The organism is Rhodococcus sp. WS1 (genome assembly GCF_003797745.1).
Classification (GTDB): domain Bacteria; phylum Actinomycetota; class Actinomycetes; order Mycobacteriales; family Mycobacteriaceae; genus Rhodococcus_F; species Rhodococcus_F erythropolis.
The window spans coordinates 2207732-2232680 of record NZ_RKLZ01000001.1; the positions used below are offsets into that span (position 1 = coordinate 2207732).

Genomic DNA, 24949 nt, shown 5'->3' on the forward strand with positions numbered 1-24949 from the left:
ACGCGCGTACCAACACTTCGAGCTCTGCCAGCTAAATTGAACCCTGTGCGGGCCTCATACAGAGCAATAGCGGTGACCATCCGCAGCCGGTGGCCCCTCTATATGCTCTCCATGCTCGCGGCCAATCTGATCGGCGCGGTGCTGGTCTTCGCTTTCGTGCGGTACGGCGTTCCGATCCAAGAGTCCGACGCGATAGTTGCCGACCGGGTCCGCAACTTCGCGATCTTCGGCGTTTACCTGGCATTCGCCGGTGCCGTCAGCCTCACCGCGGCGGCAATGATGTTGAAGTCGGTCATCCGTTGGCGGCTGCGCGGGGGTCCGCCGACGAGGTCCGAGCAGATGGCGGCACTGCACGCGCCGCTTCGCCAGGCCATCGTCCACCTGGTGCTGTGGATTCTGGGCGGCATCATCTTCGTGTTCCTGACCATCACCGAGATGCCCGGACTCGCGATCGCCGTGATCGTGACGGTCTGCATGGCCGCGACCACGACCTTCGGGTTCACCTACATGCTCGGCGAGCGCATCTTGCGTCCGGTCGCCGCCCAGGCGTTGAGCGAGGGCGAATTCGATCGGACCATGGCGCCGGGCGTCGGAACCCGGCTGGCGATGACCTGGGGACTCGGCACGCTGATGCCCGTCGCAGGCATCATCTTGCTGTGCTCGACGCAGCTCACGACCGATCTCGAGTTCTCCCCCGACTCGCTCGCGTGGGCGATCCTGCTCATCTCGATCATGGCGATCGTGCAGGCCTTTGCACTGTCGATGCTGACGGCTACTCAGATCTCCGATCCGATCCGACAACTGCGACGCGCCATCGAGCGAGTGCAGCGCGGCGCCACGGACGTACGCGTCGAGGTGTTCGACGGCAGTGAGATCGGCCGGCTACAGGTCGGATTCAACCGCATGATGAAAGAGTCCGACGAGCGTCGCCTGCTGCGTGAGCTGTTCGGCCAGCACGTCGGCGAGGACGTGGCCCGGCGCGCGCTGAAGTTCGGTACCGAACTGGGCGGCGAAACTCGATTCGTGGCAGTTCTGTTCGTCGACATGGTCGGATCAACCGGTGCCGCGGCCGAGCGCCCGCCGGGCGAAGTGGTCGAACTGCTCAACGAGTTCTTCCGTGTGGTCGTCGACGTCATCGATCGCCACCACGGTTTTGTCAACAAGTTCATGGGTGATGCGGCGCTCGCCATCTTCGGTGCACCACTCGATCGACCCGACGCTCCGACGGCAGCCCTCGCGGCGGCTCGCGAGCTGCGGTTCAAGCTCAACGACATCACCGGCTTGGACGTCGGTATCGGCGTGAGCGCGGGACTCGCGGTCGCCGGCAACATCGGTGCTGCCGAACGTTTCGAGTACACCGTGATCGGCGATCCGGTCAACGAAGCATCACGGCTCACCGAGCTCGCGAAACTTCGGCCCAGCCGAGTGCTGGCGTCGACGAGCGCGCTGTATTTCGCCGACGAAGAGGAACAGGCCGAGTGGGAACTCGGCGAGCAAGTCCAACTGCGTGGGCGCCGACGACTGACGCATCTGGCGTGGCCCGAAAAGTATCCAGAGGTCGATCCGGATCAAATTGGTTAGGGTGAGTCGATGGCTCAGCCTGGAAATACCCCACGGCGACTGAGACGACCACGCTCGCCCGTGGCCGAGACCAGTCGGGCCAGAGGGCGCTTCTGGTGGTTGAAGTGGCTGCTCGGGGTGGCTCTGATCGCCCTTCTGATCGTCGAGGGAATCATCCTGTGGCCTCGTCTCAACGAGTACTGGCAAGCTCTCACCGAAATCCATTGGGGTTGGGTGGCTGCCTGTGTAGCCGCCCAGGCGGTGTCCCTCAGTGGTTACGCGTCCGTTCAGCAGCGCCTTCTCAACGCGGCAGGTGTTGTCGCCGGTCACCTCAAGAACCTCTCGGTCATCTACGCCAGCACGGCGATGGCGTTGACGTTGCCTGCCGGCCAGGTCTTCTCGACAGCGTTCACGTACAAGCAGACTCGAAAGTGGGGGGCGACGCCGGTTGTCGCGTCCTGGCAGTTGGCAATGTGCGGTGTCATCGCCGCCGCGACTCTGGCACTACTCGGTGCCACTGGCGCAGTGGCGTTCGGCACCAAGGTCAGCCCGGTGACGCTGACGATTTCGCTCGTCGGCATGGCAGCACTGTTTCTGGCGTTGCGATACGTAGCCCAGAATCCCGGCAGCATCGAACGCATCGGGCACCGAGTTCTGGCGCTGTACAACCGTTCCCGCAAAAACCCGACCGGGCGCGGTATGCACCGTTGGTCCGAAATCCTCAAGCAACTGGACTCGGTTGAACTCAGTCGGACCGACACTGCGGTTGCCTTCGGATGGTCGGCAGTTCACCGAGTTGCCGACGTCCTCTGTCTCGGTTTCGCTTGTTGGGCAGTAGGAGCCGATCCGTCCTTCGCCGGCCTGCTGATCGCGTTCACAGCGGCGAAAGCGGTGGGCAGTATTCCCCTCATGCCGGGCGGTCTCGGCTATGTCGAGCCCGTGCTCATCACAGCACTGACCATGGCGGGCTCTACCTGGGCGCAAGCCGCAGCAGCGGTATTCGTTTATCGGATAATCAGTTTCGTACTTGTCGCTCTGGTGGGATGGCTCATCTTCCTCGTGTCATTCCGTGCAACCCACCACGAAGACCTCGAGATGGATCTCGAGTTCGAACGCCGCGAACAGCCGGGCGTTTAACGTCGCAACGCTGCCGCCATGTCGTCGAGGTGTGCCCGGCTGATCCGTACCGCTGCCTCCGCGTCGCCGGCTTCGATGGCGTCCACCAACATTCGATGCTCGTCCGCATCCGGCTGACTGTGTGGATGCAGGTCCAGAACCGCGATCAACTCGATCAACGCGGCCCGCAGACGCGGCACAAAAGTCTCGAAGAGTTCCGACAGCACGGGATTGTGTGCCGCATCCACCACTGCCCGGTGGACCGCAATGTCGGCGTCGACAAACGCTGCGTCCCCAGAGTGCGCGGCGGCAGTTCTACCGTCCAACGCCTGCCGCAGAGCCGCGACGTCAACGGCATCGCGGCGCTGTGCCGCCAGCCGAGCCGCTTCGATCTCGACCGCATTTCGCACCTCGACGACATGAAGAATCGCCTCGGCTTCGAGCACGCGCGGCCACTGATCCGGAGGCGTCGTACTCCGCAGGAAGACGCCGGCACCCTGTCTCGATTCGAGCATGCCGAGGCCCGCGAGGGTCCGCACCGCTTCCCTGATGGTGGACCGACCGATACCCAACTGCGCAGCCAAAGTGGTTTCACCTGGAAGTTTGGCGCCGACTTCCCATTCACCGCTCACGATCCGCGCTCGCAGCAACTCCGCAGCCTGGTCGGTGAGCAGCCGACGCTCGACGATCGGTGACACGTTAACTCCTCAGGTTGTCTGATAAGTGATTTCGTTCTAGTGTAGCCCGCATGGCTACAGGAGCACTCCTTCTCGACTGCCGCGGCGGGGCCTGACAGACCGGCACCCCTCCGCGGGGTTTCGCCATGCTGGTCTCTCGACTCGACCGCAGGAGAAACCGAAGATGAGTACTACCCGCGCCAACCGCTGGAACAACCAGAAGCCGTCACCCATGCCGTCCGAGCGCTATCGCGCCGCGTGGGATCGCGTCGACATTCCGACCTTCGACCGAACGTGGCCGTCCAATCGCACCACCGCGGCGCCCCTGTGGGTGCCCGTCGATCTGCGTGACGGTAATCAAGCCCTCGCAGAACCGATGGACCCCGAACGCAAGCGCCGAATGTTCGAACTGATGGTGGCGATCGGCTACAAGGAAATCGAGGTCGGCTATCCCTCTGCGAGCCAGACCGATTTCGATTTCGTTCGCGACCTGGTGCGGTTCGATCTCGTTCCCGACGACGTCACCATCGTCGTATTCACCGCCGCGCGTACGGATTTGATCGATCGGACGTACCAGTCGATCGAGGGACTGCCAAACGCGGTCGTCCACATGTACACCGCGACTGCGCCGACGTGGCGAAACGTGGTTCTCGGCAAAGAGCGAGAAGAGTTGCACGACATGATTTTCCGCGCGGCGCAGGACGTGGCCCGTGGCGGCGAAGGCCACGACGGGTGGCGATTCGAGTTCTCCCCCGAGGTCTTCAACCTCACCGAACCCGATTACATCCTGCAGGTCTGCAACAGCCTCACCGAACTCTGGGACGCCAGTCCCGACCGCCCGGTCATCCACAACCTGCCTGCCACAGTCGAAATCGCCACCCCCAACATCTATGCCGACCAGATCGAATACATGCACCAGAACCTGGCCCGACGCGATTCGGTGATTCTCTCGGTCCACCCGCACAACGACCGCGGCACCGGGGTTGCATGTGCCGAACTGGCAGTACTGGCCGGCGCGCAGCGCGTCGAGGGATGCCTGTTCGGCAACGGCGAGCGCACGGGCAACGTCGACCTGGTCACGCTGGGGCTGAATCTGCATGCACAGGGCGTCGATCCGGAAATCGACTTCTCCGACATCGACAAGATCCGTCGAACGGTGGAGTACTGCAACAGAATTCCCGTCCACGAGCGCCACCCGTACGGCGGCGATCTCGTGTACACGGCATTTTCCGGAACCCACCAGGATGCGATCAAGAAGGGCTTCGCCCATCACTACGAGAGTGCGGAGGCTGCCGGCGTCGATCCGGGATCGGCGCCGTGGGCAGTCCCCTATCTGCCGATCGACCCCGCCGACGTCGGCCGCGATTACCAGGCGGTGATTCGTGTGAACAGCCAGTCGGGCAAAGGCGGAATCGCTTATCTGTTGCAGACCGAGTACGGGGTCGAACTCCCGCGGCGCCTGCAAATCGACTTCGCCTCGCGGGTGCAGCTCGAGACCGACGACTCGGGCACCGAAATGACCGCCGACCAGCTGTGGAAACTGCTGCTGCGCGAGTACGGGTACAACGGAGGAGTGCGTCGGTACTCACTGGAACACACCGCCGACGGTGATCAGTTGTTCATCGCCATTGATCGCGACGGACGCGAGGTCACCGCCGCCGCGAGTGCGTCCGGGCCGGTCGAGGCATTGAGCAAGATCCTGACGGAACAGGGCTCGGACGTCGAGGTCGTCTCGCTCACCCAGCATTCACTGCCCCGCAACCCGGAGTCTTCCGGTAGTGCGAATTCGGCAGTCACCATCGCAGAATGCGTGGTGAACGGCGAAGGGCGCTGGGGCATTGCGGTGCATCAGTCAGTGACAGCGTCGGCGCTTCACGCGGTCTATGCCGCCAGTACACAAACTGTGATGCAGCTCACATGATCTTGCGGAAGGATTTCCAGGGGTCCATAGTTGAAGCTACAAGAACTTGAACATTCAACTACTTATTCAGGAGCTTCCATGACCACCGCAACCTTGCCCACATTGACCGCCGGAACCTGGGTCATCGACACCGTCCACTCCACTGTCGGATTCTCGGTTCGCCACCTCATGGTTTCCAAGGTTCGTGGAACGTTCGACGAGTTCTCGGGAACGATCACCGTTGCCGAAGACGGAACCCCCGCCGTCGAGGCCGAGATCTCCGTGGACTCCATCAACACCAAGAACGAGCAGCGCGACGGCCACATCAAGTCCGCTGACTTCTTCGACGTCGAGAAGTTCCCGAAGGCCACCTTCAAGTCCACCGCAGTGCGCTCCAAGGGCAGCGACTTCGTCCTCGCCGGCGACTTCACGCTCCACGGCGTCACCCGCGAGGTCGAGCTGAACCTCGAGTTCAACGGCGTCAACCCGGGCATGGGCCAGGGCCCCGTCGCCGGATTCGAAGCCACCACCGTCATCAACCGCAAGGACTTCGACATCTCCATCGAGATGCCCCTCGAAGGCGGCGGAGCAGTTGTCGGCGACAAGATCACGATCACCCTCGAGATCGAAGCCGGCCTCCAGGCCTAACAGCACTGTGCGCCTTTATTAACCGCCCGCGGTTAATAAAGGCGCACAGTCGTATGGTGTGAGCGTGAAGAAGTACGCACCATTCCTGCTGATCGACGCCATTCTTGTCATAATCTTCTGCGCGATAGGGCGCCGTACCCACGAAGAAGCCAATGCGCTCGCCGGTCTGGCGAAGACATCGTGGCCCTTCCTGACCGGCCTGGTGATCGGATGGGCTGCCACGTTCGCGCTGTACCGCGACAAGTTCAACGCCGTTCTCCTTCTTCCCACCGGCATTGTCGTTTGGCTCGGCGCCGTCGTCATCGGCATGATCCTGCGAGTGTTGAGTGGCCAGGGCACCCAATTCAGCTTCATCGTCGTCGCGACGCTGGTCCTCGGCGCGTTCCTTCTCGGTTGGCGCGCACTCGCTCCGCTGGTAGTGAAAATCCGCACCAAGTCGTAACCAAACTCCACGGCTCGGAACCACCCGAAATGCCCGAGCACGTAGGACACTTTTCGAATGAGCAACACTACGGAGCCCGTCGAACGTAGCGAGAAAGAAGACCGGGGGTTCTTCGGCCAACCCTTTGCGCTGGCGAACCTGTTCGGCGTCGAGATGTGGGAGAGATTCTCCTTCTACGGGATGCAAGGCATCCTCATCTACTACCTGTACTACAGCGTCAGCGACGGCGGCCTCGGCATCAGTCAGGCGGCAGCGACCAGCATCGTCGGCGCATACGGCGGCACCGTCTATCTGTCGACGATTCTCGGCGCGTGGGTGGCGGACCGACTTCTCGGCTCCGAGCGCACGCTCTTCTACAGCGCTTCGCTGGTGATGGCCGGCCACATCGCCTTGTCTGTTCTTCCTGGCATGTGGGGTGTGGGCGTCGGCCTGGTCATGGTCGCCTTCGGCAGCGGCGGTTTGAAGGCCAATGCGACCTCTCTGGTCGGAGACCTCTATTCCGAACAGGACAATCGCCGCGACGCCGGATTCTCCATCTTCTACATGGGCATCAACATCGGCGGTCTTGTCGGTCCACTGCTCACCGGAGCCGTCCAGGACGCCTGGGGATTCCATGCCGGTTTTGCTCTCGCCGCCGTCGGCATGGCTCTCGGCCTGATCCAGTACACGCTGGGTCGGAAGCATCTTCACGGAATCGGAGCCGAGCCCGGCAACCCGTTGCCCGCGGACAAGCGCGCGCTCTACATCGGGATCGGCATTGCTGCGATCGTCGTCGTCGCGGTCGCCTCGATCACCGGTTTGATCACCGCGGACAACATGTCCGACGTCGTTGTCGGACTCACGATCGTCGCGTCGGTCGGTTACTTCCTCCTCATGCTCACCAGCAAGAAGGTGACCAAGGTCGAACGCAGTCGAGTCTTTGCGTTCATCCCGATGTTCATTGCGAGCGCGGCCTTCTGGTCGCTGTTTCAGCAGCAGTTCACCACCGTGCCGGTGATCTCCGACAAACTCCTGGACCGCAATCTCTTCGGTTGGGACTTCCCGCCGACGTGGGTGCAGTCGATCAATCCGGTGTTCATCATCATCTTTGCCGGTGTGTTTGCAGCGATGTGGACAAAACTCGGTGACCGTCAGCCGTCGTCGCCGATCAAGTTCGCGCTCGGTACCGGCACGATGGGTCTGGCGTTCCTGGCGTTCATCCCGATCACCGGTGGCGGACCGAACAGTGCACCGCTCCTCGGCCTTGCCGGAGTGCTTCTGCTCTTCACCTTCGCGGAACTCTTCCTGTCCCCCGTCGGCCTTTCCCTTGCAACCAAACTCGCGCCCGAGCATTTCCACACCCAGATGGTGGCGTTGTTCTTCTTGTCCGTTGCGTTGGGTTCTTCGATGGCGGGAACCTTGGCCGGTTACTTCGACATCGACGACAGTCGCCCGTTCTTCCTGATCATCGGTTTCTCGTCAATCGGAATCGGAGTACTTCTTGCTCTTGCCTCACCCTGGATCAAGAAGCTGATGCAGGGCGTGAAGTAGGCGGTCTCACTTCACCCACAACCACAGAGCCAACACGAATCCCGCTATCGCTACTGCCACACGCAGTACCGATGGCGGGATTTTCTTGACTACGGGCGGGCCACACCAACCTCCGGCCAACGCTCCGAGCGCCATCGCCAACGCGGCCACCCAATGCACCTGTCCGGAGAAGGCGAAGATGAGTGCAGCCACAAGATTGGCAATGCCGAGAAAGAAGCTCTTCAGGATCGTTGCACGCCACACCGTTTCGGAAGTGAGGATGAGCGTCGCGGCCAGGAAGATGACGCCGGCACCGGCACCGAAATAGCCGCCGTAGACCGCGACGGCAAACAGTGCGGCCGAGTAGATTCCGGGACGGTCACCGCCGCCGGACAACTCACGAATCTTCGGTTGCAGTAGCAGCGCGAGCGAGGCGAACACAACCATCGCCGGCACAACGGATTCGAACGAACCTTCCGGTGCCAGCCACAGAATCAGGGCACCGATGATGCCACCGGCAGCCGAATAGAGAGACCAGCGAACAAGTTTCGGACCGGTGTCGGCAACTTCACGGGACGAGTTCGCCAATGCGCCGACGCCGACGGCCACCAACGCGACGGTATTGGTCATGTTCGCGCTGACCGGCGAAAGCCCGACGCTCAGCAGCGCCGGATACGAAACAATCGATGCGAGACCGGTGACAAAACCGACTAGACCGCTGAAGAATCCCGCTACGACGAGGAAAAGGAAATCGAGCAGGTTCACGAACCAGGAATCTACCCGCGGTGCCTGGTACTACTTGTCGGCAGGCTTGCCGAGTTCCTGGAAGAGCTTGTCCGTCATCTGCATTGCTCGATCGCCGCCGTCGGCGTCTGCGACGAACACTGCAAACGCGAAGTCTCCGCGCGATCCGTAGAACCAACGATCGTCACCGCTCGCTGCACCGGCCGCCATCATGTCCGGGTACCCGGCCAGTCCGCCGGCCCCTCGCATGGCGTCGCGCAGACGATTGTTGACGTCGCCGGGCAATGCCGTCGGCGTGACGTCGGCGGTAGCCGGTTGTCCGAAGACCATCATCGGCAGCGGGGCACTGCCGCGGGCGATCGATGCCGCAAGCATCGCCATTCCGAACGGAGTCACTGTCGGCGCGTCCGCGTCGTTGGACGTCTTGTTGGCCATGACGTTGTTCATCGCCTGGTCCACGCCGGGGCGGTTCGCGGCAAGTACTGCCGTCTGCTGATCGAGTCCCTGAATGTGGAAGCCGTTGCCGAGTCCGAGTTGCTGCCCGGTGTCGGCCAACTGTTCGGGTGACACAGATCCGGGGTCGACGCCGTTCTGCATCGACGATGCGAGGCGGACCAAATCGAGGGCGCCGCCGGCCGGGCGCAACCCGGTGAATGCGATCGGGCCCTGTTCGATGGCCTGATTGTTCTGTGCTGCAGCCAGAATGGCGCCGTCCGACGGGCGGATCGCGACGATGGCGGCGGGAGTACCTGCACTGACGACGGCTTCGATCGCAGCGAGTTGAGCGTGCGAGTCGAGGGTTGCGGCGACGTCGGGGCCGGGAGGTCCTTGGAAGCCGGCTTGTTTGATCGGGAATCCGTTGGACTCCACCAGGTTGACCGCCCAACCGGCGGTGGCGTCGCGATTGGCCTGCCACACGGTCCGAAGCGGGTCCAGGAGCGGCGAGTTGATACGACGATCGGAGGCGATCAGCTTGGGTGTCTTGACCACGACGACGCCGGGGATTGCAAAATCGCTTTCCAGGTACGCGTAGTCGGGATCGCGGAGCAGTACGGCGGTGACGGGCTTGCCCGGGTTGGCCGCGAGGTCGGCCAGCATCGACTCCGAGGTCACCAACGGTGCGACGGGTTCGAGAACTGCGGCGAGGCGACGAGTGGTGTCGACGGGGTCCGGCATGGTCGCCGGGTCGAGAGTGATCGCGTTGATGGTCTGCTCGTTCATGAGCAGGGTGCCCGTGCTGTCGACGACCTTCGGCGGCGCAGCGTCGGTGCGGGTGTACGAGACGGTGCGCCCGTTTCCGAGGTCGGGAACCAGGACTGACGGGTCCCAGGACACCCGCCAACCGACGGAAAGATCGCGAACCTCGCCCTGCGACTGGTAGCTCCAGTCCTTGCCTTCGCCGAAGTTCCAGGACGCGTCGAGTGTGAAGAGTCCGGAGTCGCTACCCAGATCCATGACCTGAGCGACGTCGAAGTCGGTGGACTTGGCGGCCAGTCCGTCGAACATCTGCTGGATCGAGGGCCGGGCTGCGTTGGGGTACGACGTGAGCGCCGCAGCAGCTTCGGCGTCGTGGTTGTTGAGGGCGGTGACGAAGTCTTCCACCACCGAAGCGGCGTCGGTTTTCTTCTCCCCACCGATGACACATGACGCGAGCGCCACTGTCAGAACGACAGCAGTTATCGAAGCAACGACATATTTTCCACGACGGTTGTGCTGTCCTCCGGGCCCCATGCATGTAACTCTTTACTTCTGTCACACGAGTAACAAGCACGGGATGCCTACGAACGTGTCACGGTTGAGCTACGACGGCGTGATCCAACTGCAACGGAAAACAGGTTTCAGCGCAGAAAAGTGCCCGCTACCTGCACCGCAGGCGAAGAGCTGTCCGCGCCGGCAATGAACACCGCAAATGCGAGATCTCCCTTGATTCCGACAAACCACCCGTGTGCTGGACCACCTTCGGTTTCGGCCGTACCGGTCTTGCCCAGAAGCCCCGGAATGTCCTGCAACGACGTTGCCGTACCGCCTGTGACGGTCTCGCGCATCATCACCCGCAACTGTTCGGTCACCTCGGTGGGCGCGGGTGCCACGGTCTGATCTGCCACGCCGGGCTGTCCCTTGACCAACATCGGCGCGGGTGTCGTCCCGTTGGCGATCGAGGCCGCCACGAGAGCCATCCCGAAAGGCGTGGCGGTCACCGTGCCCTGTCCGATCGCGGACTCGACGCGTTCGGCGGGTGTGTTCGCATCGGGGACGTTGCCCGTCACCGTCGTGAGGCCCGGAGTGACGTAGTCGACGCCAAGCCCGAACTGCAGAGCCGCGTTGTGTAGAGCATCGGCAGGCAGACCGACGGCCATCCTGGCCATGGTGGTGTTGCACGACTTCGCGAACGCGGTGTGCAGCGGAACCGATCCGAGGTCGAACTCGTCGTCGTTGGGGATCTGACGGCCCTCGATGTTCTCGGTACCCGGGCACGCCAGAACGGTGTCCGGTGTAGCGACGCCGGCTTGCAGCGCCGCGGAGGTCGTCACGGTCTTGAACGTGGACCCCGGCGGGTACAGGCCGGTCAACGCAATGGGGCCCTGTGCGTCGGCGGGGGCATTCTGGGCCACCGCCAACACCGCTCCGGTCGACGGCTGTAGCGCTACGATCGCCGCCTGTTGCGTCACCCCGGCGAGCGCGTTCTCGGCGGCGAGCTGCAGTGGTCGGTCGATGGTGGTCGCGATGTTCGGAGCAACCGGCCCGTCTTGGCCGGCGACGGTGGTGACGGTTCCGTTCTGCTTCACCTGCTGCACCGCCCAGCCTGCGGATTTGTCCTGCCCCTCCTGCCACAGATCGGACAGCCCACTGAACGTCGGCGACGCCAAAGTTTTGTCCACCGAGAGCAACCGCGCTTGCGGCGCCAAGCTCACTCCGGGAATCGCCGCCAACCGCTCTTCGATCGGTGCAAGATCCTCGGCACGCAAAGTGATTGCGGTGACCGGCTTCCCGTTCGCCGACGCAAGGTCGCCGCTGAGCGATGCCGCCGTGATCGTCGGTGCGACGGGCGAGAGCAGGGCGGCCACGGCTGCCGTGTCCACCGGAGGAACCGCAGCGGAATCCAGATTGACCAGCGTCACCACCTGTTGCTCCATGATCGGCTGACCCGCCGCGTCCAGCACGGACGGCGGCGCACCGGTCGTGGGCGTGTAGCGCAGAGTGGTCGAGGAGGTCAGGTCCGGGGCCAGCAGCGCCGGGTCCCACTGGATCAGCCAGTTGTCCCCGCTTTTCGACGCGCTTCCCTGCGTCGAGTAGTTCCAGTCCTGACCTTCACCGAACTTCCACGCCGCATCGAGTGTGAACGTCCCCGCAGAATCACCGGACTCGGTGGCGTCGGAGACGGTGAATGTTCCCTCGTCCTTGCCCAGCCCGTCGATCAGAGCCGAAATCGCAGTCGAGGCCGCCGCCGGATCGGTGGTCAGGGCTGCCGCCGCTTGTACGTCATCCGACGTGAGCGCGGAGGCGAACTCCTCTGCCACTGATTTCGGCTGATCAGGGCCAGAACTGCAGGCAACTACCGATCCTGCGGCCAATACCCCCAGAGCCACGGCAGCCACGGGACGACGGAAAGTTCGGAAGCTCTGACGAGCGTGTGAAAGGCGCACGACTCCGATCATGCCCGAATTTGTGGCGCCGGTTCGACTATCGGTGTAATCATGTAATCAGTGCAATAAACGCACGTCATGCTCCACCAGCTTTCCGAGGAGAACGCCATGAAGAACTCACAAAGCTCCGGCGACCGCAGGTTCGGCCGTCCCGGAGGTTGGCAACAAGCATCGGTTCCCGACGCGAGTGATGCGTCCGACTGGTTTGCCGGTCGACTTCCAGATGACTGGTTCACCGGGACCGCCGACGTCCAGGTCGACCGCGAAGAAATCGTCGTGATCGGTGAACTCCCGTCAGTCGACGGTGGCGAGGCCGCCGCGGACGGAAGGATCTCGCGCTTTCGTGAAACCACGCGCGCCGACCGGATGCGCATCGCCGACGAGGCCGAGGCTCGCTACGGACGCAAGGTCGCCTGGGGTGTACGCCTGGACGAAAAGACCGTCCTGTTCACACATCTCGCAGTTCCGGTGATGACACGACTACGTCAGCCCGAACGCAAGGTTCTCGACACCTTGGTGGACGCGGGAGTTGCTCGCTCGCGAGCGGACGCTCTCATGTGGACAGTCCGGTTGGCGGGCAAGCACAGCGAACAATGGCTCACGGAACTCCGCGAAGCAATGTCGAAGGTCGACGATCTTCGGTCCGAAGGCCCGAAAATCTGAGGACCGTGCGATTTTCAGTAGACCGAGACTTCAACTCCACGAGTAGCTTTCGGAGCACGATACCTTTCCAACAAGGTCTCACAGCCTCGAACCAGCACCGCGACGTCGGTCCCGATTGCCACGAATCGACAACCGAGACCGATCGCAAAGTCGGCCACGGCGTCCGACCCCGCCAAAGTTCCCACCGGAACTCCGATTCGTGTGCACTCGTCCACCACGAATCGAAATGCCTCCTGCACCTGCGGATGCAGCGGCTGTCCGAGATGACCCGACGTCGCAGCGAGGTCCGACAAGCCCACAAAGACAGCGTCGATACCGGCTGTGCCCGCAATATCGCCGATGTTCGCCACAGCGCCGGGGGTTTCGATCTGCGCGATGAGAGTTATTCCGTCCGCGGAATTTTCGAGGTAGTCGACATCTCTGTTCCATCGTGAGGCGCGAGCGAGGGCGCTACCGACGCCGCGGTTCCCGAACGGCGGATATCGTGTTGCGGCAACGGCATCCCTCGCCGCTGAACCGGATTCGACCATCGGCAGCAGTAGCGTTCTCACGCCGATGTCCAGAAGTCTCTTGATATCAACGGCGTCGGTGCTTGGCGGGCGCACGATCGGTTCGACCGCATCAGCTGCAACAGCTCGCAACTGATCCGCCACCGACCGGAGGTCGTTCGGACCGTGCTCGGAGTCGATCAACACCCAGTCGAACCCGGCCCCGGCGCATATCTCGGCAGTGACCGCTTCACCGAGCCCGAGCCACAAACCGAGGGCGGGAGCAGTATCGGACCGAAGCGCGACCTTGAACGGCTTGGTTGTCATTGTTCCCCTTGTCCGGTCTCGGCGAACCGACACGAGACGGTGCCGAGCGAGCCGTAGTCGATGTGAAAGGTGTCCCCCGGCTGCGCCTGGATCGGACGGGTGAACGAGCCGGCAAGAATCACGTGGCCGGCTTTCAGTCCGACACCGAGACGTCCGAGTTTGTTCGCGAGCCACGCAACACCGATTGCCGGATGATTCAGGACCGCGGCAGCTACTCCGCTTTCCTCGACAACTGCGTTTCGATAGCAGAGCGCTGACACCCAGCGCAGATCGGTCTCGTTCGGTACCACCGGACGCCCACCGAGAATGATTCCGGCGTTCGCTGCATTGTCCGAGATGGTGTCGAACACTGTTCGTGTTCGACCTGATCCCGGGTCGACCTGCACGATCCGCGCGTCGATGATCTCCACCGCCGGAACGACATACCGCGTCGCGTCGAGTACGTCGTACAGTGTGACGCCGGGGCCACTGAGGTCCCGATCGAGGACAAACGCCAGCTCCACCTCCACCCGCGGAACAATGAAGCGCCCATTGGGTATCTCGGAACCGTCGGCAAAGAGCATGTCGTCGAGCAGTACCCCGTGGTCAGGTTCGGTGATGTTCGACGCACGCTGCATCACCTTCGAAGTCAACCCGATCTTGTGACCGATGATCGTCCTGCCCCTGGCAAGCTTTCTCGCGACCCATGCGGTCTGAATTGCATAGGCGTCGTCGAGGTCCATCTTCGGATATCCGAGGGAGAGCTGTCCGACCTGCACACCGGACAGCTCTGCTTGGTCGAGTTCTTCGGCGGCGGTCCGTATTTGACGTTCAGTCAGCATGACGCTCCTGCTGTCGAGATTTCTGGGGGAGGTGAGTGCAGCGATCCGCGCGCGAGACGCTTCCGCCGCATTGCCGCGGTCGGCCTGCAGACTTGTAAGCTCGATTCGTGGAAGCGACGGGAACAAATGCCGATCGGCGCGGCGCGGCGGGAACAAATGCCGAGCGCAGCAAACGGACCGCTGATGAAGCTATGGAACCCGTCCTGGCAATGTTCGACCAGTACGGATCTGCCGACGACCCTGCCGCTGCTCGACTGGGGCTGCTCGCGCTGTGGCTGGCCGACGACATCATCGGTTCGGTGAACCGAAGCCTCGAACCGTTCGAGATTTCCGAACGAAAGCTCGACGTTCTGCTCATCTTTGCCGCTCAGGCGATCAGCGACACAGACGAGCCATACATGCGGCAGACACCGAGCGGCATCTCGGATTACTTCGGGATCTCCCGTGCCAGTGCAACCGGCGTCCTCGACTGGCTCGAGAAGCGCGAATTCGTCGAGCGCACTCGGACCGGGACCGACCGCCGGTCCACTCCCATCCAGATCACGGAAATCGGGAAAGGCACTGTCGCGGAGACGGTTCCTGCCTTCGAAGAGGCTTGCCGTGACCTCCTCGCCCCTCTGTCCGATCGAGACCGAAAAGACCTCGGCCGAATCCTCGGCAAGTGGTGGACTCATTTCAAAGATCCGGACTCGACTGAAGGCTGATCGACCCGAGCGAGTCTGAACGGGTCGGAAGTGGTTGTGTACCAACCGCCACCGTGCATTCGCCCCACGAGATCGAGCGAAGCACCGTCGATGTGGCCTCGGCTCGGATCCAACACGTGCTCGTCGTCGACATGTGCGGTCGTGATCTCGCCGACCACGATCGATCGCCCGTAGCCGATCGACAACGTCTGTTGTTCCACGCATTCCAACGAAACTGGTGCTCTTGCCAACCGAGGGGGCGCAATGCTCTGTGAAGCAACCAGTTCCAGACCCGCGACAGCCGTTTCGTCGACTGCGGCTGGATAGTCTCCGGCGGTGATATTCATACTCTCGACAGACTCGAGATCTACAAGATTGATCACGAACTCACCTGTGTAGCCGATATTTCGAGCAGTATCCTTCGGAATTCCCTCACGAGCGCCGATCCCGATGCACACGAGCGGTGGCGTTCCCGACATCAGATTGAAGAACGAGAACGGGGCGGCGTTCACCGAGCCCCTGACGTCCACCGTCGTGATCCAGGCTATCGGTCTCGGAACGATGAGGGAGGCGAGGAGGTTGTAGCGAGACTTCGGTGCCATCTCCCCCACGTCGAAAATCATTCGTTCGCACCGGCCGCAGGCTGGGCGCGCAGGCTCTTACGGCATCTGCACAATCCGACCTGGTGGAGTTCGACGAGGTTGCCGGCCGGGTCACGCACGAACAACTGCTTGAGGTCGGGCGAGGCGACGTTGTCCAGAGCAAAGTACTCAACACCGAGCTTGTCCAGTTCACGTTCGGCGGCCCCGATGTCAGCGACCGCGAGCGCTATGTGATTTTCCACCGGATCCTTGCCCGGCCCCTTGCTGTAGGGCGAAGGTCCGTCGCTACCGAGAAGATGAATCTGCACGTCACTCGGAATATCGAGGAAGTAACCATGAATGCCGGGAATGTGCCAGCGTCCCGCATCCTGGGTCAGATTGAGAACGTCCCGGTAGTAGTCGCGGGTTCGGTCGGCGATGTCATTCCCCATCCCCAACCCGATGTGATGCAACTCGAGTACCTCTACGGCCATGATTTCCTCCCTGATACTTGCTCGCATATTTAGTATGGCAGCCATATCATCTGGCAGGCGTAACAATGCCGATGCGTTTGCCTATTGTCAAGATCACAAGGAGCCGGACTCGAATAACCCATTGCACCGCCAGGTCGACCGCGTTAGCCTGGAACACGAATCATTCCCGACAGAACAGGAAACGGGCCGTTGCTCCTCTAGAGGTTCATCACGCGAAGGCACTCGCACCCATCAGCAATTGCTGAGCCGGGCGCACAGTCCAAGCACCCTCTGGAGTACTCATGACCCAATCCCATCCTTCTCTGTCGCTCTCGGATCTCACCTTCATCTGGCCGGACGGCGAATCAGTCTTTTCCCGCACCAACTTCGTATTCCCCAGTGGCCGTGTCGGTCTCGTGGGACTTAACGGATCGGGAAAGTCGACTCTGCTGCGATTGATCGCGGGAGAGCTCTCACCGGGATCCGGATCAGTAACCGCTTCCGGCGAGGTCGGCTACCTCCGTCAGGACATCACACTCGATCCGAGTGTTCGGGTGGACGGCATCCTCGGTATCCACGAACTACGAAACGCTTTGCACCGCATCGAAACCGGTGACGGATCCGAGTCCGACTTTGCACTCGTGGACAACAACTGGGATATCGAGGAGAGCGCTCTCTCCACCTTGCATCGACTCGGCCTCGCGAAGGTAGTTCCGGATACGGCGGCACTGAGCCGAACCGTCGGCACCCTCTCAGGCGGAGAGACCGTCCTACTCGGCCTGACCGCAACGCTGCTGAAGAATCCGCAGGTGCTGCTCCTCGACGAGCCGACCAACAACCTGGACCGCGACGCTCGATCACGAGTTCATGCTGCAGTCCAACAGTTTCCGGGAACCGTACTGATCGTCAGCCACGACCGGGAACTGCTCGACACCGCGGAGTACACGGTCGAACTACGTCGGGGCGATCTACGCGTGTTCGGCGGCAACTACTCGCACTACCAGGAGGTCGTGACCGCTGAGCAGGAAAACGCACTCGCCACCGTTCGCGACGCCAAGGCCGATCTGGCGAAGCAGAGCCGCGAGCTGATCGACGCTCGAACAAAGCTGGACCGACGTAAGCGCTATGGGCAGAAGATGTTCGAGAACAAGCGGGTGCCACTGATTATCGCGCAGGAACGAAAACGCCAAGCCCAAGTTTCGGCCGGAAAGCTGGCCCTCAACCATATCGGGAAGGTGGACGAGGCCAAGTCCGCCCTGTCGGAGGCAGAGGAACTCCTTCGAGACGATCGCGAGATTCGCCTGGACCTTCCTGCTACAGAGGTTCATCCGGGGCAGCAGGTTGCGCGGCTCGCCGAGGTGACGTTGCGGAGCGGCCAAGGGGTATCGCTCCAGATCACCGGGCCGGAGCGGATTGCGCTACTGGGACGCAACGGAATCGGCAAGACAACATTGCTCGATGCACTCGCTGCGTCGACTCCGTTCGTAGCCTCTCGTGCGCTCCCCCAACGTCTCGACGTGTTCGACGAGAATCTCTCGGTGGCGGACAACGTCGCTTTGGCCGCGCCACACGCGACAGCCGAGGAAATTCGTGGGCAGTTGGCACGGTTCCTTTTCCGGGGAACGGATTCCGATGTGTTGGCTTCTGCGCTCTCCGGCGGTGAACGATTGCGCGCGGCGTTAGCGACGATCCTTCTGGCCGAACCCGCGCCCCAGCTGCTTCTTCTCGACGAGCCGACAAACAACCTGGACCTACCGAGTCTCGCTCACCTCACGCAGGCACTTTCCGATTTCCGCGGTGCCATGGTGGTGGTGAGTCACGATCTGCCGTTCCTGCGCGACATCGGCATAACGCGATGGATCAGCATGGACGAGAATGGTATTCAGGACATCGATCCCGAGTAGGCCGACGGTTGACGCTATCGGTGCGAGACGGTCTGGCCTTACTGTGGGGCGATGTGCCTTCACCTCGACGCAACCGCCGCGCTGTCGATCGCAGGTTGGGTTCGCGAAGAACCTACTCGATCGGCCTCTGCCCCAGTTCCGCAACCGCTGGTCGGCGTTTGTGATCAACTCATCGTGTGGGCGAGTTCGTTCTCCGTACTTGCCAGTTCCGACGACCAGGTGTGGTTTCTCTCGGCGGAGAACTATGCCGGTGGAGTCGGCGTCAGTGATGAGGCGTTTCCTTGGAATGCGTTCCGGCACGAGAGCCTGGCGGTCGCTTCCGGGCCGGCTGAGCGCGCGGCGATCAACGCCTTCTGGTCCACTCACCTCCCGGTTCTGCTGTCGGTACGCAATGGGTACGAGTACCTGGCGCTCGCACCGGACGGTCAGGTTGTCCGTGGGGGAGAGCCTGAGTTCGAGGAGGTCACCGTAGTTGCCACTGATTTCGAGGCTCTGCTTCGGGGCATAGCCGCAGGCGTCAGCACGGCAGACCCCTTCACCGATGCACTGCTTGGAACGGTGGGTACTGCCCGGCCGGGCAGTGACCGGTAGCTCTGAGGGAGGCCGAGTTGATTGCTCGACTGGTCGTGAAAGTTCACGGCATCCGTCGGAATGGCTCCGGACGACTACTCGAGTTCGTGTGCGTAGTAGCTGGCACCCATACTGGACGGGTGTTGCACGACGTGAGAAATCCGGTGGACGGTGCGCGGATCGCCTATCAGATCGTGGGCGATGGCCCACCCCTGTTGATGGTGCACGGCACAGCGTTGTCGCGCTCCATCTGGCGTGGCTTCGGGTACGTCAAGGCGCTCCAGGAACAGTATCGTCTGATCCTCGTCGACATGCGGGGTCACGGACGCAGTGACAAACCACACGACTCCGATTCGTATGCAATGGATCTGGTGGTCGGCGATCTCCTGGAGATCCTCGACACGGAGTCTCCGTTCGAACCGGCGCACGTCCTCGGATACTCGTTCGGCGGGCGCTCGGTGATGTCGCTGACTGTCGAGCACTCCGAACGGGTGCGATCGCTGACCGTCGGGGGCGGTAGTAGCCGGCCGATGACGGGGGCGTTCGACGCATTGTTCTTCCCAGGCTGCATCGACGCACTCGAAAGCGGCGGTATCGAGGGGTTTCTGAGCGGTTGGGGCGCGAGGCGCGGCAAACCGGTGGATCCACAGACTGCGACTGCCTTTCGAATCAACGATGCCCTCGCACTCGCGGCCTACATGCGCCGGGCCGAGAAGGAGCAGGGCATCGACGACGCCGTGCTTCAACGGATCACCACACCGGCGTTGTTGTTCGTCGGATCGAGAGATCGCGAGCGCCTGCCGGATACCGAGCATCTCGCGTCGCTGATCCCGGACAGTGCCTTGACTGTGATCGAGGGGGCTGATCACGCGAGCGCAGTCGCGGACTCCGAAGCTGTGCTGCGTGCGCTCGTTCCGTTCCTCAGCCGACAGTAGTCCGCCTTCATCCGCTCACTACTGCGGTGTGAGCACTCTCGACTCGAACGCGGTCACCGGTGGTTGCCGCAAGTCCAAGCGTCGCAGCAACTGGGCATTCGCGGCAACGACCACAGTGGATACCGACATCAGGATTGCTCCGACCTCCATCGGCAGCACAAACCCGACGGGCGCCAGTACTCCCGCAGCGAGGGGAACCGAGATCGCGTTGTATCCCGCTGCCCACCAGAGGTTCTGAACCATCTTGCGGTAGGTGGCGCGGGACAGCTCGATGACCGAGCTCACCGAACGCGGATCATCGCTGGCCAGAACAACTCCCGCCGATGCGATCGCCACGTCGGTTCCGGCACCGATCGCGATACCCACATCCGCCTGGGCGAGTGCCGGCGCATCGTTGACCCCGTCACCGACCATCGCAACGCGGTGGCCCGCAGCCTGAAGCCGAGATACCTGCGCGCCCTTGTCCTGAGGAAGCACCTCGGCGAAGACCTCGTCAATTCCGAGTCTGCGGGCGACCGAATGAGCCACGGCCTCCGCGTCTCCGGTGACCATGGCCACTCGAACACCGCGAGCGTGGAGGGCGTCGACGGCCAATGCTGATTCCGGGCGAATCTCGTCGGCCAATGCCAATGCGCCGATTACCTTCTCGTCACGCACTACATGCAGGACCGTCGACCCGTCACTGAGCCACTCTTCGGTCCCCGGGATCGCTGTGGCCCCGACCGATCTCAACATCCCCGGTCCGCCGACACCGACGCGAACGCCGCCGACGTCCGCAGCAACCCCGATCCCGTTGTGCGCCTGAAAGTCGGAACCCGAAGTGAATTCGAGCGACAACTCCCGCGCTGCTGCGACGACGGCGCGCCCGAGTGGATGTTCGCTGTCGAATTCGACGGCAGCGGCTGCGCTGAGAACTTCGTCGTCGGAGTACCCGTCGACGCCGCGCACACCGACCACTGCGGGCTCCCCCTTGGTGAGAGTGCCGGTCTTGTCGAAGAGAACGGTGTCTACGTTGCGCATCGCCTCGAGGGCCATGCGGTCGGTGATCAGAATCCCAGCCCGAGCTGCCCGTTCCGTCGCGATGGAGACGACCAGCGGAATCGCCAACCCGAGCGCGTGCGGGCAGGCGATCACCAGAACGGTGATCGTCCGGGTGACTGCGCTCTCGGGTGTGCCCCAGATACTCCAGGCGATCGCGGTCAGCACTGCCGCGCCCAGTGCGTACCAGAACAGCAGAGCAGCGGCCTTGTCCGCCAACACCTGAGCACGACTCGACGAGTTCTGGGCCTGTTCGACCAGGCGCCGGATACCGGCGAGCGCGGTGTCTTCTCCCACAGCGGTGACTCGAAGCCGAAGTGCCGAGTCGGTGGCTACGGTGCCGGCCACCACCTGATCTCCGACAGTCCGGCGGACGGTCTTCGACTCGCCCGTGATCATGGATTCGTCCATGTCGGCGCTTCCCTCGACGACCGTTCCGTCCGAGGGAACGCGGGCGCCGGGACGAACTATCACCAGGTCGCCGGTGGCCAGAGCTGCGGTGGGCACGGTTTCCACCGACTCCCCCACCACCCGTTCGGCCTCGTCGGGCAGCAAAGCGGCAAGCGAATCCAAGGCGCTCGATGTCTGACTGAGCGAACGCATCTCGATCCAGTGACCCAACAACATGATCACGATCAGAAGCGCGAGCTCCCACCAGAAATCAAGAGTGTGATCCACCCAGTGCAGACTTGCAGCCCAAGAAGCGAAGAAGGCAACGGTGATGGCAAGTGCGATCAGAAGCATCATTCCGGGTTGCCGAGAACGTATTTCGGCGACAGCGCCGGTGAGGAACGGCTTGCCTCCCCAGAAGTACATCACGGTGCCGAGTACCGGTGAGATCCATTCCACCAGAGCGTTTTCCGGCAATGTGTACCCGACCAGATCAGCGAACATCGCATCTGCCGCAACAACCGGAACTGCGATTACCAGCATGACTGCGAACAACGTCCGGAACTGTGCGACATGATCCGCGTGACCACCGTGTGCACCGTGCTCCATCTGGCTATGGTCCATCGCGCTATGGTCCGTCTCGCTATGGTCCATCTGACTGTGATCCATGTGGCGGTCATCCCCTCGCGTGTGATTTCGGCACTGCAGCGGTCAAACCATCAGCCTCGAACGTATGCCCGACTCGGCCACCGAGCAAGGTCACGCGGCCGAGGTCAACCGTTCATTTCCCCTTCAACATCGCTTCCATCTGAGTGATTTCCGCCTGCTGACCGGCAATGATCGCTTCTGCCATCTTTTCCGCCGATGGATCGAGCCCGTTGTCGAGTTCGGTCTGGGACATGGTGATGGCACCCTTGTGGTGCTCGATCATCATCGTCAGCCACAACTTGTCGAACTCCGCGCCACTGGCGTCGGTGAGGGCGGTCATGTCGTCGGCCGACATCATGCCCGGCATCTCGGCCATCCCGACGCCGTGTCCCGCATGCGCCGAATCATCCATGCCCTCCATCGAACTCGACGAAGGATCGGGGCGTCCCCACTTCGTCAGCAATTCCGTCATCTGAGCCATTTCCGGGCCTTGCGCTGCCTCTATCTGCGCTGCAAGAGAGAGAAGTTCGGCATTGTCGGTTCGACCGTCGACCATTCTGGCCATGTCCAATGCCTGCGCGTGATGCGGGTACATCCCTTCGAGAAACTCGATGTCGGCAGCATTGACACCCGCAGGAATCTCCGACTGTGCTGCGACGCTGGTTGTTTCGGAAGAATGGTTGACGCTCTCCCCGGAGTTGTCCGAGCATCCGGCAATCAACAGTGCTGCCGCTGCCACAACCGGTACGAACCGTGCGGCGCTCTTCCTGACCGTCAAAGACATGTTTCACTCCCGAGAATTGATTCTGTTCGATATGCACTGCACCACAATTGATTTGACAACAATGCTGCACATGCACAGTTGCCACGTTACCGGCGAAAATCCGCCTCGAAGCCCGATAACCGGCCCAAACAGGCTTCCTTCATCGAATCTTCACAGTCGAGCGGAAACCACCACACGACAGCAATGCAGACACGCAGTCGACTAACCTCGGTTTGATGAGCGCCGAACTACGACCTGGTGAGGAATCGGGGCGTGTTCTTGTCGTCGACGACGAGACTGCCCTCGCGAAGGTTGTCGCCAACTATCTGACACGCGAAGGATTCACCGTTCGCCTCGCCCACGACGGGCCGAGCGCAGTACGTTCGGTGCGCGAATTCGAGCCCGCGCTGATCGTGCTCGATCTGATGCTCCCGGGCTTCGACGGCATGGAAGTCTGCCGACGAATCCGCACCTTCTCGGACGCGTACATCCTGATGCTCTCCGCCCGCGGTGAAGAGTCGGACAAGGTGACGGGTCTGGCGGCCGGCGCGGATGACTACGTGGTCAAGCCCTTCGGCCCCCGCGAGTTGGTTGCGCGAGTGAAAGCTCTGCTCAGACGGCCACGCGCGTCGAGTTTGCTGCCGAAAGTGCTGCCAACGCCTCCCGGACTCGACATCGACGTCCTGGCCCGCACGGTCCGTGTCGACGACAACCTGGTCGATCTGACCCCCACCGAGTTCACCCTGTTGTCCGCGCTCGCATCCCGACCCGACGCAGCCTGGAGTCGGGCCGAGATCATCGCCTCGGTGTGGGGGTCGCCCTGGTTCGGGGACCAGCACATCGTCGACGTCCATGTCCGTGCATTACGCCGCAAACTCGGCGACGACGCGACCGATCCGCGGTTCATCAGAACCGTCAGGGGCGTCGGATACTCCCTGAGGTCGTCATGAACACGGTCGTCATGAACGCGGTCGTCATGAAAAGACTCGGGCTACGCGGAAAACTACTGCTCGCGCAGCTCGCCGTCCTGTTCGTCGCCTGCCTCGTCATCGCCGCCGTTGCCATCGCCGTCGCTGCCCCGCTCTTTCACAACCACCTCATGATGGCCGGCATCGAAGACTCGAATGTCCGTACCCACACCGAAGAAGCATTCGCTCAGACCATGACCATTGCTCTGTTGTGCGGGATCGCGGTCGCGCTGGTGGGCGCAGGCATCGCCGCGGTCTACATCGTCCGACGCGTCACGGCACCGATCACCATGCTGGCAGAGGCGGCGCAAAGCGTCGCCGACGGGAACTTCGACGTGACTATCGGCAGGTCCGACGTAGATGCCGATTTCACGCGTCTCGAAACGGCATTCGCCGACATGGCTGCACGCCTTGATCATTCGGATCGGGTCCGCAAACGACTGCTTGCCGACCTTGCCCACGAATTGCGCACTCCGGTATCGACTTTGGCTGCGTACGTGGACGGTATCGAGGACGGAGTTGTGCCGACAGATCCTTCGTCGTGGTCGGTGATGCGCGATCAACTCGAACGTCTGCGTCGGCTGTCGTGCGATCTGGCGGACGTCTCCGCTGCCGACGAACACGCTCTCGAACTCGATCGCCGGACCGAGAATCTCGACGACATCGTCTGCAGCGCAACGGCAGCAGCGGGGCCACGTTTTGCCGATCGTGGAGTCGAATTGACAACCGCCCTGCCTCCGCAACCGGTCACGGCCGAGGTCGATCGCCAACGAATCGAACAGATCCTCGCCAACCTGCTCGAAAACGCGTTGCGGCACACTCCAACCGGAGGTTCGGTGAAGGTGACACTCGCACGGGAAGGTGATCACCTCACGGTGTCCGTCACCGATACCGGTGACGGAATTCCCGCAGACCAACTCGAATCCGTCTTCGACCGTTTCCATCGCGGTGATCGATCCGACGGCTCTGGTTTGGGACTCACCATTGCGAGGAGCCTCGCGCTGGCGCATGGCGGCAACCTGACGGCCCGCCGCAACGAGCAGCCGCTCGGCAGCACCCTCGTCCTCACTTTGCCGATGGGACTCAGGCAGCTGCCTTGAACGGATCGTGCTCGGCGATCAACTTCTCGAGTCGAGCCTCGTCCACTCGAACCCTGACGGTAGACGCCTCCTGCTGATCACGAATCACCTTGGCCAACGTGAACGTACTGGTGACCAAGAACAGCAAGGACATTCCGAGAAATCCGCGTTGCCACGCATCGATCGGAAGATACGCAATTCCGAGGAGGGTGCCGACAAAACTGACGGCAAAGGCTATTCCGGCCTGCAGATAGAAGGCTGCGGTGGTCTTCGAAGGTGTTGTCGGTGTGCTCATGCTTCGAAGTCTGCTCGCCCATCCCGGCACTCGGATGCGTAGTCCTACTCGAGTGCGCACGGTACTTCCCCGGCAAAAATCAG

General features: G+C 62.3%; 24 protein-coding genes. 13 read left to right on the forward strand and 11 right to left on the reverse strand.

The annotated features are described in order from the left end of the window. Positions 1 to 102 precede the first annotated feature (102 nt). Together EEB12_RS10220 and EEB12_RS10225 are read left to right on the forward strand one after the other, a co-directional pair. Positions 103 to 1581: an adenylate/guanylate cyclase domain-containing protein gene (locus tag EEB12_RS10220; RefSeq protein WP_003945952.1), complete on the forward strand. Its 1479-nt coding sequence runs from the start codon at positions 103 to 105 to the stop codon at positions 1579 to 1581. 9 nt (positions 1582 to 1590) lie between these two features. Then, positions 1591 to 2697, forward strand: coding sequence for a YbhN family protein (locus EEB12_RS10225; protein ID WP_029254570.1), 1107 nt, complete (start codon positions 1591 to 1593; stop codon positions 2695 to 2697). Here the strand turns inward: EEB12_RS10225 and EEB12_RS10230 are convergent. Beyond that, positions 2694 to 3374 carry a FadR/GntR family transcriptional regulator gene (locus tag EEB12_RS10230; protein ID WP_007734477.1) on the reverse strand — a complete coding sequence of 227 codons (681 nt, stop codon included), beginning with the start codon at positions 3372 to 3374 and terminating at the stop codon, positions 2694 to 2696. The genes EEB12_RS10225 and EEB12_RS10230 overlap by 4 nt on opposite strands. Positions 3375 to 3537: 163 nt before the next feature. Here EEB12_RS10230 and EEB12_RS10235 point away from each other — a divergent pair, with 163 nt between their 5' ends. From EEB12_RS10235 to EEB12_RS10250, 4 genes are all read left to right on the forward strand, one after another. After that, complete coding sequence (locus EEB12_RS10235) at positions 3538 to 5274, forward strand: 2-isopropylmalate synthase (RefSeq protein ID WP_029254569.1); 1737 nt, start codon at positions 3538 to 3540, stop codon at positions 5272 to 5274. Between the two features lie 78 nt (positions 5275 to 5352). Then, entirely contained in the window at positions 5353 to 5901 is a 549-nt protein-coding gene (locus EEB12_RS10240) for a YceI family protein (RefSeq protein WP_019747097.1), read from the forward strand. A gap of 64 nt (positions 5902 to 5965) precedes the next feature. Continuing rightward, positions 5966 to 6343, forward strand: a complete 378-nt coding sequence (locus EEB12_RS10245; RefSeq protein ID WP_029537615.1) for a DUF3054 domain-containing protein — start codon at positions 5966 to 5968, stop codon at positions 6341 to 6343. Between the two features lie 57 nt (positions 6344 to 6400). Continuing rightward, a complete protein-coding gene (locus EEB12_RS10250) occupies positions 6401 to 7873 on the forward strand; it encodes a peptide MFS transporter (protein ID WP_019747095.1) in 1473 nt (490 codons plus the stop codon). 6 nt (positions 7874 to 7879) lie between these two features. On the opposite strand, the gene EEB12_RS10255 is transcribed toward EEB12_RS10250, so the two are convergent. The 3 genes from EEB12_RS10255 to EEB12_RS10265 form a co-directional block, all read right to left on the reverse strand. Further along, on the reverse strand, positions 7880 to 8617 hold the full coding sequence (locus tag EEB12_RS10255) for a sulfite exporter TauE/SafE family protein (RefSeq protein ID WP_003945554.1): 738 nt from the start codon (positions 8615 to 8617) through the stop codon (positions 7880 to 7882). Positions 8618 to 8647: 30 nt separating this feature from the next. After that, positions 8648 to 10327 carry an NTF2-like N-terminal transpeptidase domain-containing protein gene (locus tag EEB12_RS10260; protein WP_020968573.1) on the reverse strand — a complete coding sequence of 560 codons (1680 nt, stop codon included), beginning with the start codon at positions 10325 to 10327 and terminating at the stop codon, positions 8648 to 8650. A 107-nt stretch (positions 10328 to 10434) separates the two neighbouring features. Next, entirely contained in the window at positions 10435 to 12252 is a 1818-nt protein-coding gene (locus tag EEB12_RS10265; protein ID WP_181447622.1) for a penicillin-binding transpeptidase domain-containing protein, read from the reverse strand. Between the two features lie 96 nt (positions 12253 to 12348). Between EEB12_RS10265 and EEB12_RS10270 the strand changes: the two genes are divergently transcribed. Next, a complete protein-coding gene (locus EEB12_RS10270) occupies positions 12349 to 12903 on the forward strand; it encodes a hypothetical protein (RefSeq protein WP_020968571.1) in 555 nt (184 codons plus the stop codon). Positions 12904 to 12917: 14 nt separating this feature from the next. Here EEB12_RS10270 and EEB12_RS10275 read toward each other — a convergent pair whose 3' ends face one another. Together EEB12_RS10275 and hpaH are read right to left on the reverse strand one after the other, a co-directional pair. Continuing rightward, positions 12918 to 13718: an HpcH/HpaI aldolase family protein gene (locus tag EEB12_RS10275; RefSeq protein ID WP_020906392.1), complete on the reverse strand. Its 801-nt coding sequence runs from the start codon at positions 13716 to 13718 to the stop codon at positions 12918 to 12920. Then, positions 13715 to 14539 (reverse strand): 2-oxo-hept-4-ene-1,7-dioate hydratase, encoded by an 825-nt coding sequence (hpaH, locus tag EEB12_RS10280; protein ID WP_092765086.1) that lies wholly within the window; start codon positions 14537 to 14539, stop codon positions 13715 to 13717. Before hpaH ends, EEB12_RS10275 begins: the two co-directional genes overlap by 4 nt. Before the next feature lie 107 nt (positions 14540 to 14646). Here hpaH and EEB12_RS10285 point away from each other — a divergent pair, with 107 nt between their 5' ends. Beyond that, positions 14647 to 15243: a MarR family winged helix-turn-helix transcriptional regulator gene (locus EEB12_RS10285; RefSeq protein WP_021333122.1), complete on the forward strand. Its 597-nt coding sequence runs from the start codon at positions 14647 to 14649 to the stop codon at positions 15241 to 15243. On the opposite strand, the gene EEB12_RS10290 is transcribed toward EEB12_RS10285, so the two are convergent. Further along, positions 15210 to 15845, reverse strand: coding sequence for a flavin reductase family protein (locus EEB12_RS10290; protein WP_020906389.1), 636 nt, complete (start codon positions 15843 to 15845; stop codon positions 15210 to 15212). The two genes, EEB12_RS10285 and EEB12_RS10290, sit on opposite strands and share 34 nt — an antisense overlap. Beyond that, positions 15842 to 16297, reverse strand: a complete 456-nt coding sequence (locus tag EEB12_RS10295) for a VOC family protein (RefSeq protein ID WP_019747088.1) — start codon at positions 16295 to 16297, stop codon at positions 15842 to 15844. Before EEB12_RS10295 ends, EEB12_RS10290 begins: the two co-directional genes overlap by 4 nt. A 281-nt stretch (positions 16298 to 16578) precedes the next feature. Here EEB12_RS10295 and EEB12_RS10300 point away from each other — a divergent pair, with 281 nt between their 5' ends. The 3 genes from EEB12_RS10300 (at position 16579) to EEB12_RS10310 (ending at position 19685) form a co-directional block, all read left to right on the forward strand. Further along, complete coding sequence (locus EEB12_RS10300) at positions 16579 to 18180, forward strand: ABC-F family ATP-binding cassette domain-containing protein (protein WP_141487725.1); 1602 nt, start codon at positions 16579 to 16581, stop codon at positions 18178 to 18180. A gap of 51 nt (positions 18181 to 18231) precedes the next feature. Continuing rightward, positions 18232 to 18771, forward strand: a complete 540-nt coding sequence (locus tag EEB12_RS10305; protein ID WP_021343034.1) for a hypothetical protein — start codon at positions 18232 to 18234, stop codon at positions 18769 to 18771. A 143-nt stretch (positions 18772 to 18914) separates the two neighbouring features. Beyond that, complete coding sequence (locus EEB12_RS10310) at positions 18915 to 19685, forward strand: alpha/beta fold hydrolase (protein ID WP_024487536.1); 771 nt, start codon at positions 18915 to 18917, stop codon at positions 19683 to 19685. Positions 19686 to 19703: 18 nt separating this feature from the next. Here the strand turns inward: EEB12_RS10310 and EEB12_RS10315 are convergent, their stop codons facing one another. Then, entirely contained in the window at positions 19704 to 21782 is a 2079-nt protein-coding gene (locus EEB12_RS10315; protein ID WP_141487726.1) for a heavy metal translocating P-type ATPase, read from the reverse strand. 112 nt (positions 21783 to 21894) lie between these two features. After that, the gene (locus EEB12_RS10320) at positions 21895 to 22545 is read right to left on the reverse strand and encodes a DUF305 domain-containing protein (RefSeq protein ID WP_141487727.1); all 651 of its coding nucleotides are present in this window, start codon (positions 22543 to 22545) and stop codon (positions 21895 to 21897) included. A gap of 215 nt (positions 22546 to 22760) precedes the next feature. Between EEB12_RS10320 and EEB12_RS10325 the strand changes: the two genes are divergently transcribed. Next, positions 22761 to 23474: a response regulator transcription factor gene (locus tag EEB12_RS10325; RefSeq protein ID WP_141487728.1), complete on the forward strand. Its 714-nt coding sequence runs from the start codon at positions 22761 to 22763 to the stop codon at positions 23472 to 23474. Continuing rightward, positions 23471 to 24592 (forward strand): sensor histidine kinase, encoded by a 1122-nt coding sequence (locus tag EEB12_RS10330; RefSeq protein WP_141487729.1) that lies wholly within the window; start codon positions 23471 to 23473, stop codon positions 24590 to 24592. The genes EEB12_RS10325 and EEB12_RS10330 overlap by 4 nt, the downstream gene beginning before the upstream one ends. On the opposite strand, the gene EEB12_RS10335 is transcribed toward EEB12_RS10330, so the two are convergent. Further along, a complete protein-coding gene (locus EEB12_RS10335; protein ID WP_003945505.1) occupies positions 24576 to 24866 on the reverse strand; it encodes a YiaA/YiaB family inner membrane protein in 291 nt (96 codons plus the stop codon). The two genes, EEB12_RS10330 and EEB12_RS10335, sit on opposite strands and share 17 nt — an antisense overlap. Positions 24867 to 24949 lie beyond the last annotated feature (83 nt).

What these genes read in the sequence shown, in the direction of transcription:
- EEB12_RS10220 (WP_003945952.1), top strand. Translation starts at nt 103, where the DNA reads ATGCTCTCCATGCTCGCGGCCAATCTGATCGGCGCGGTGCTGGTCTTC.
- EEB12_RS10225 (WP_029254570.1), top strand. Translation starts at nt 1,591, where the DNA reads ATGGCTCAGCCTGGAAATACCCCACGGCGACTGAGACGACCACGCTCG.
- EEB12_RS10235 (WP_029254569.1), top strand. Translation starts at nt 3,538, where the DNA reads ATGAGTACTACCCGCGCCAACCGCTGGAACAACCAGAAGCCGTCACCC.
- EEB12_RS10240 (WP_019747097.1), top strand. Translation starts at nt 5,353, where the DNA reads ATGACCACCGCAACCTTGCCCACATTGACCGCCGGAACCTGGGTCATC.
- EEB12_RS10250 (WP_019747095.1), top strand. Translation starts at nt 6,401, where the DNA reads ATGAGCAACACTACGGAGCCCGTCGAACGTAGCGAGAAAGAAGACCGG.
- EEB12_RS10260 (WP_020968573.1), bottom strand. Translation starts at nt 10,327, where the DNA reads ATGGGGCCCGGAGGACAGCACAACCGTCGTGGAAAATATGTCGTTGCT.
- EEB12_RS10265 (WP_181447622.1), bottom strand. Translation starts at nt 12,252, where the DNA reads ATGATCGGAGTCGTGCGCCTTTCACACGCTCGTCAGAGCTTCCGAACT.
- EEB12_RS10270 (WP_020968571.1), top strand. Translation starts at nt 12,349, where the DNA reads ATGAAGAACTCACAAAGCTCCGGCGACCGCAGGTTCGGCCGTCCCGGA.
- EEB12_RS10275 (WP_020906392.1), bottom strand. Translation starts at nt 13,718, where the DNA reads ATGACAACCAAGCCGTTCAAGGTCGCGCTTCGGTCCGATACTGCTCCC.
- hpaH (WP_092765086.1), bottom strand. Translation starts at nt 14,539, where the DNA reads ATGCTGACTGAACGTCAAATACGGACCGCCGCCGAAGAACTCGACCAA.
- EEB12_RS10290 (WP_020906389.1), bottom strand. Translation starts at nt 15,845, where the DNA reads ATGATTTTCGACGTGGGGGAGATGGCACCGAAGTCTCGCTACAACCTC.
- EEB12_RS10295 (WP_019747088.1), bottom strand. Translation starts at nt 16,297, where the DNA reads ATGGCCGTAGAGGTACTCGAGTTGCATCACATCGGGTTGGGGATGGGG.
- EEB12_RS10300 (WP_141487725.1), top strand. Translation starts at nt 16,579, where the DNA reads ATGACCCAATCCCATCCTTCTCTGTCGCTCTCGGATCTCACCTTCATC.
- EEB12_RS10305 (WP_021343034.1), top strand. Translation starts at nt 18,232, where the DNA reads ATGTGCCTTCACCTCGACGCAACCGCCGCGCTGTCGATCGCAGGTTGG.
- EEB12_RS10315 (WP_141487726.1), bottom strand. Translation starts at nt 21,782, where the DNA reads ATGGATCACAGTCAGATGGACCATAGCGAGACGGACCATAGCGCGATG.
- EEB12_RS10320 (WP_141487727.1), bottom strand. Translation starts at nt 22,545, where the DNA reads ATGTCTTTGACGGTCAGGAAGAGCGCCGCACGGTTCGTACCGGTTGTG.
- EEB12_RS10325 (WP_141487728.1), top strand. Translation starts at nt 22,761, where the DNA reads ATGAGCGCCGAACTACGACCTGGTGAGGAATCGGGGCGTGTTCTTGTC.
- EEB12_RS10330 (WP_141487729.1), top strand. Translation starts at nt 23,471, where the DNA reads ATGAACACGGTCGTCATGAACGCGGTCGTCATGAAAAGACTCGGGCTA.
- EEB12_RS10335 (WP_003945505.1), bottom strand. Translation starts at nt 24,866, where the DNA reads ATGAGCACACCGACAACACCTTCGAAGACCACCGCAGCCTTCTATCTG.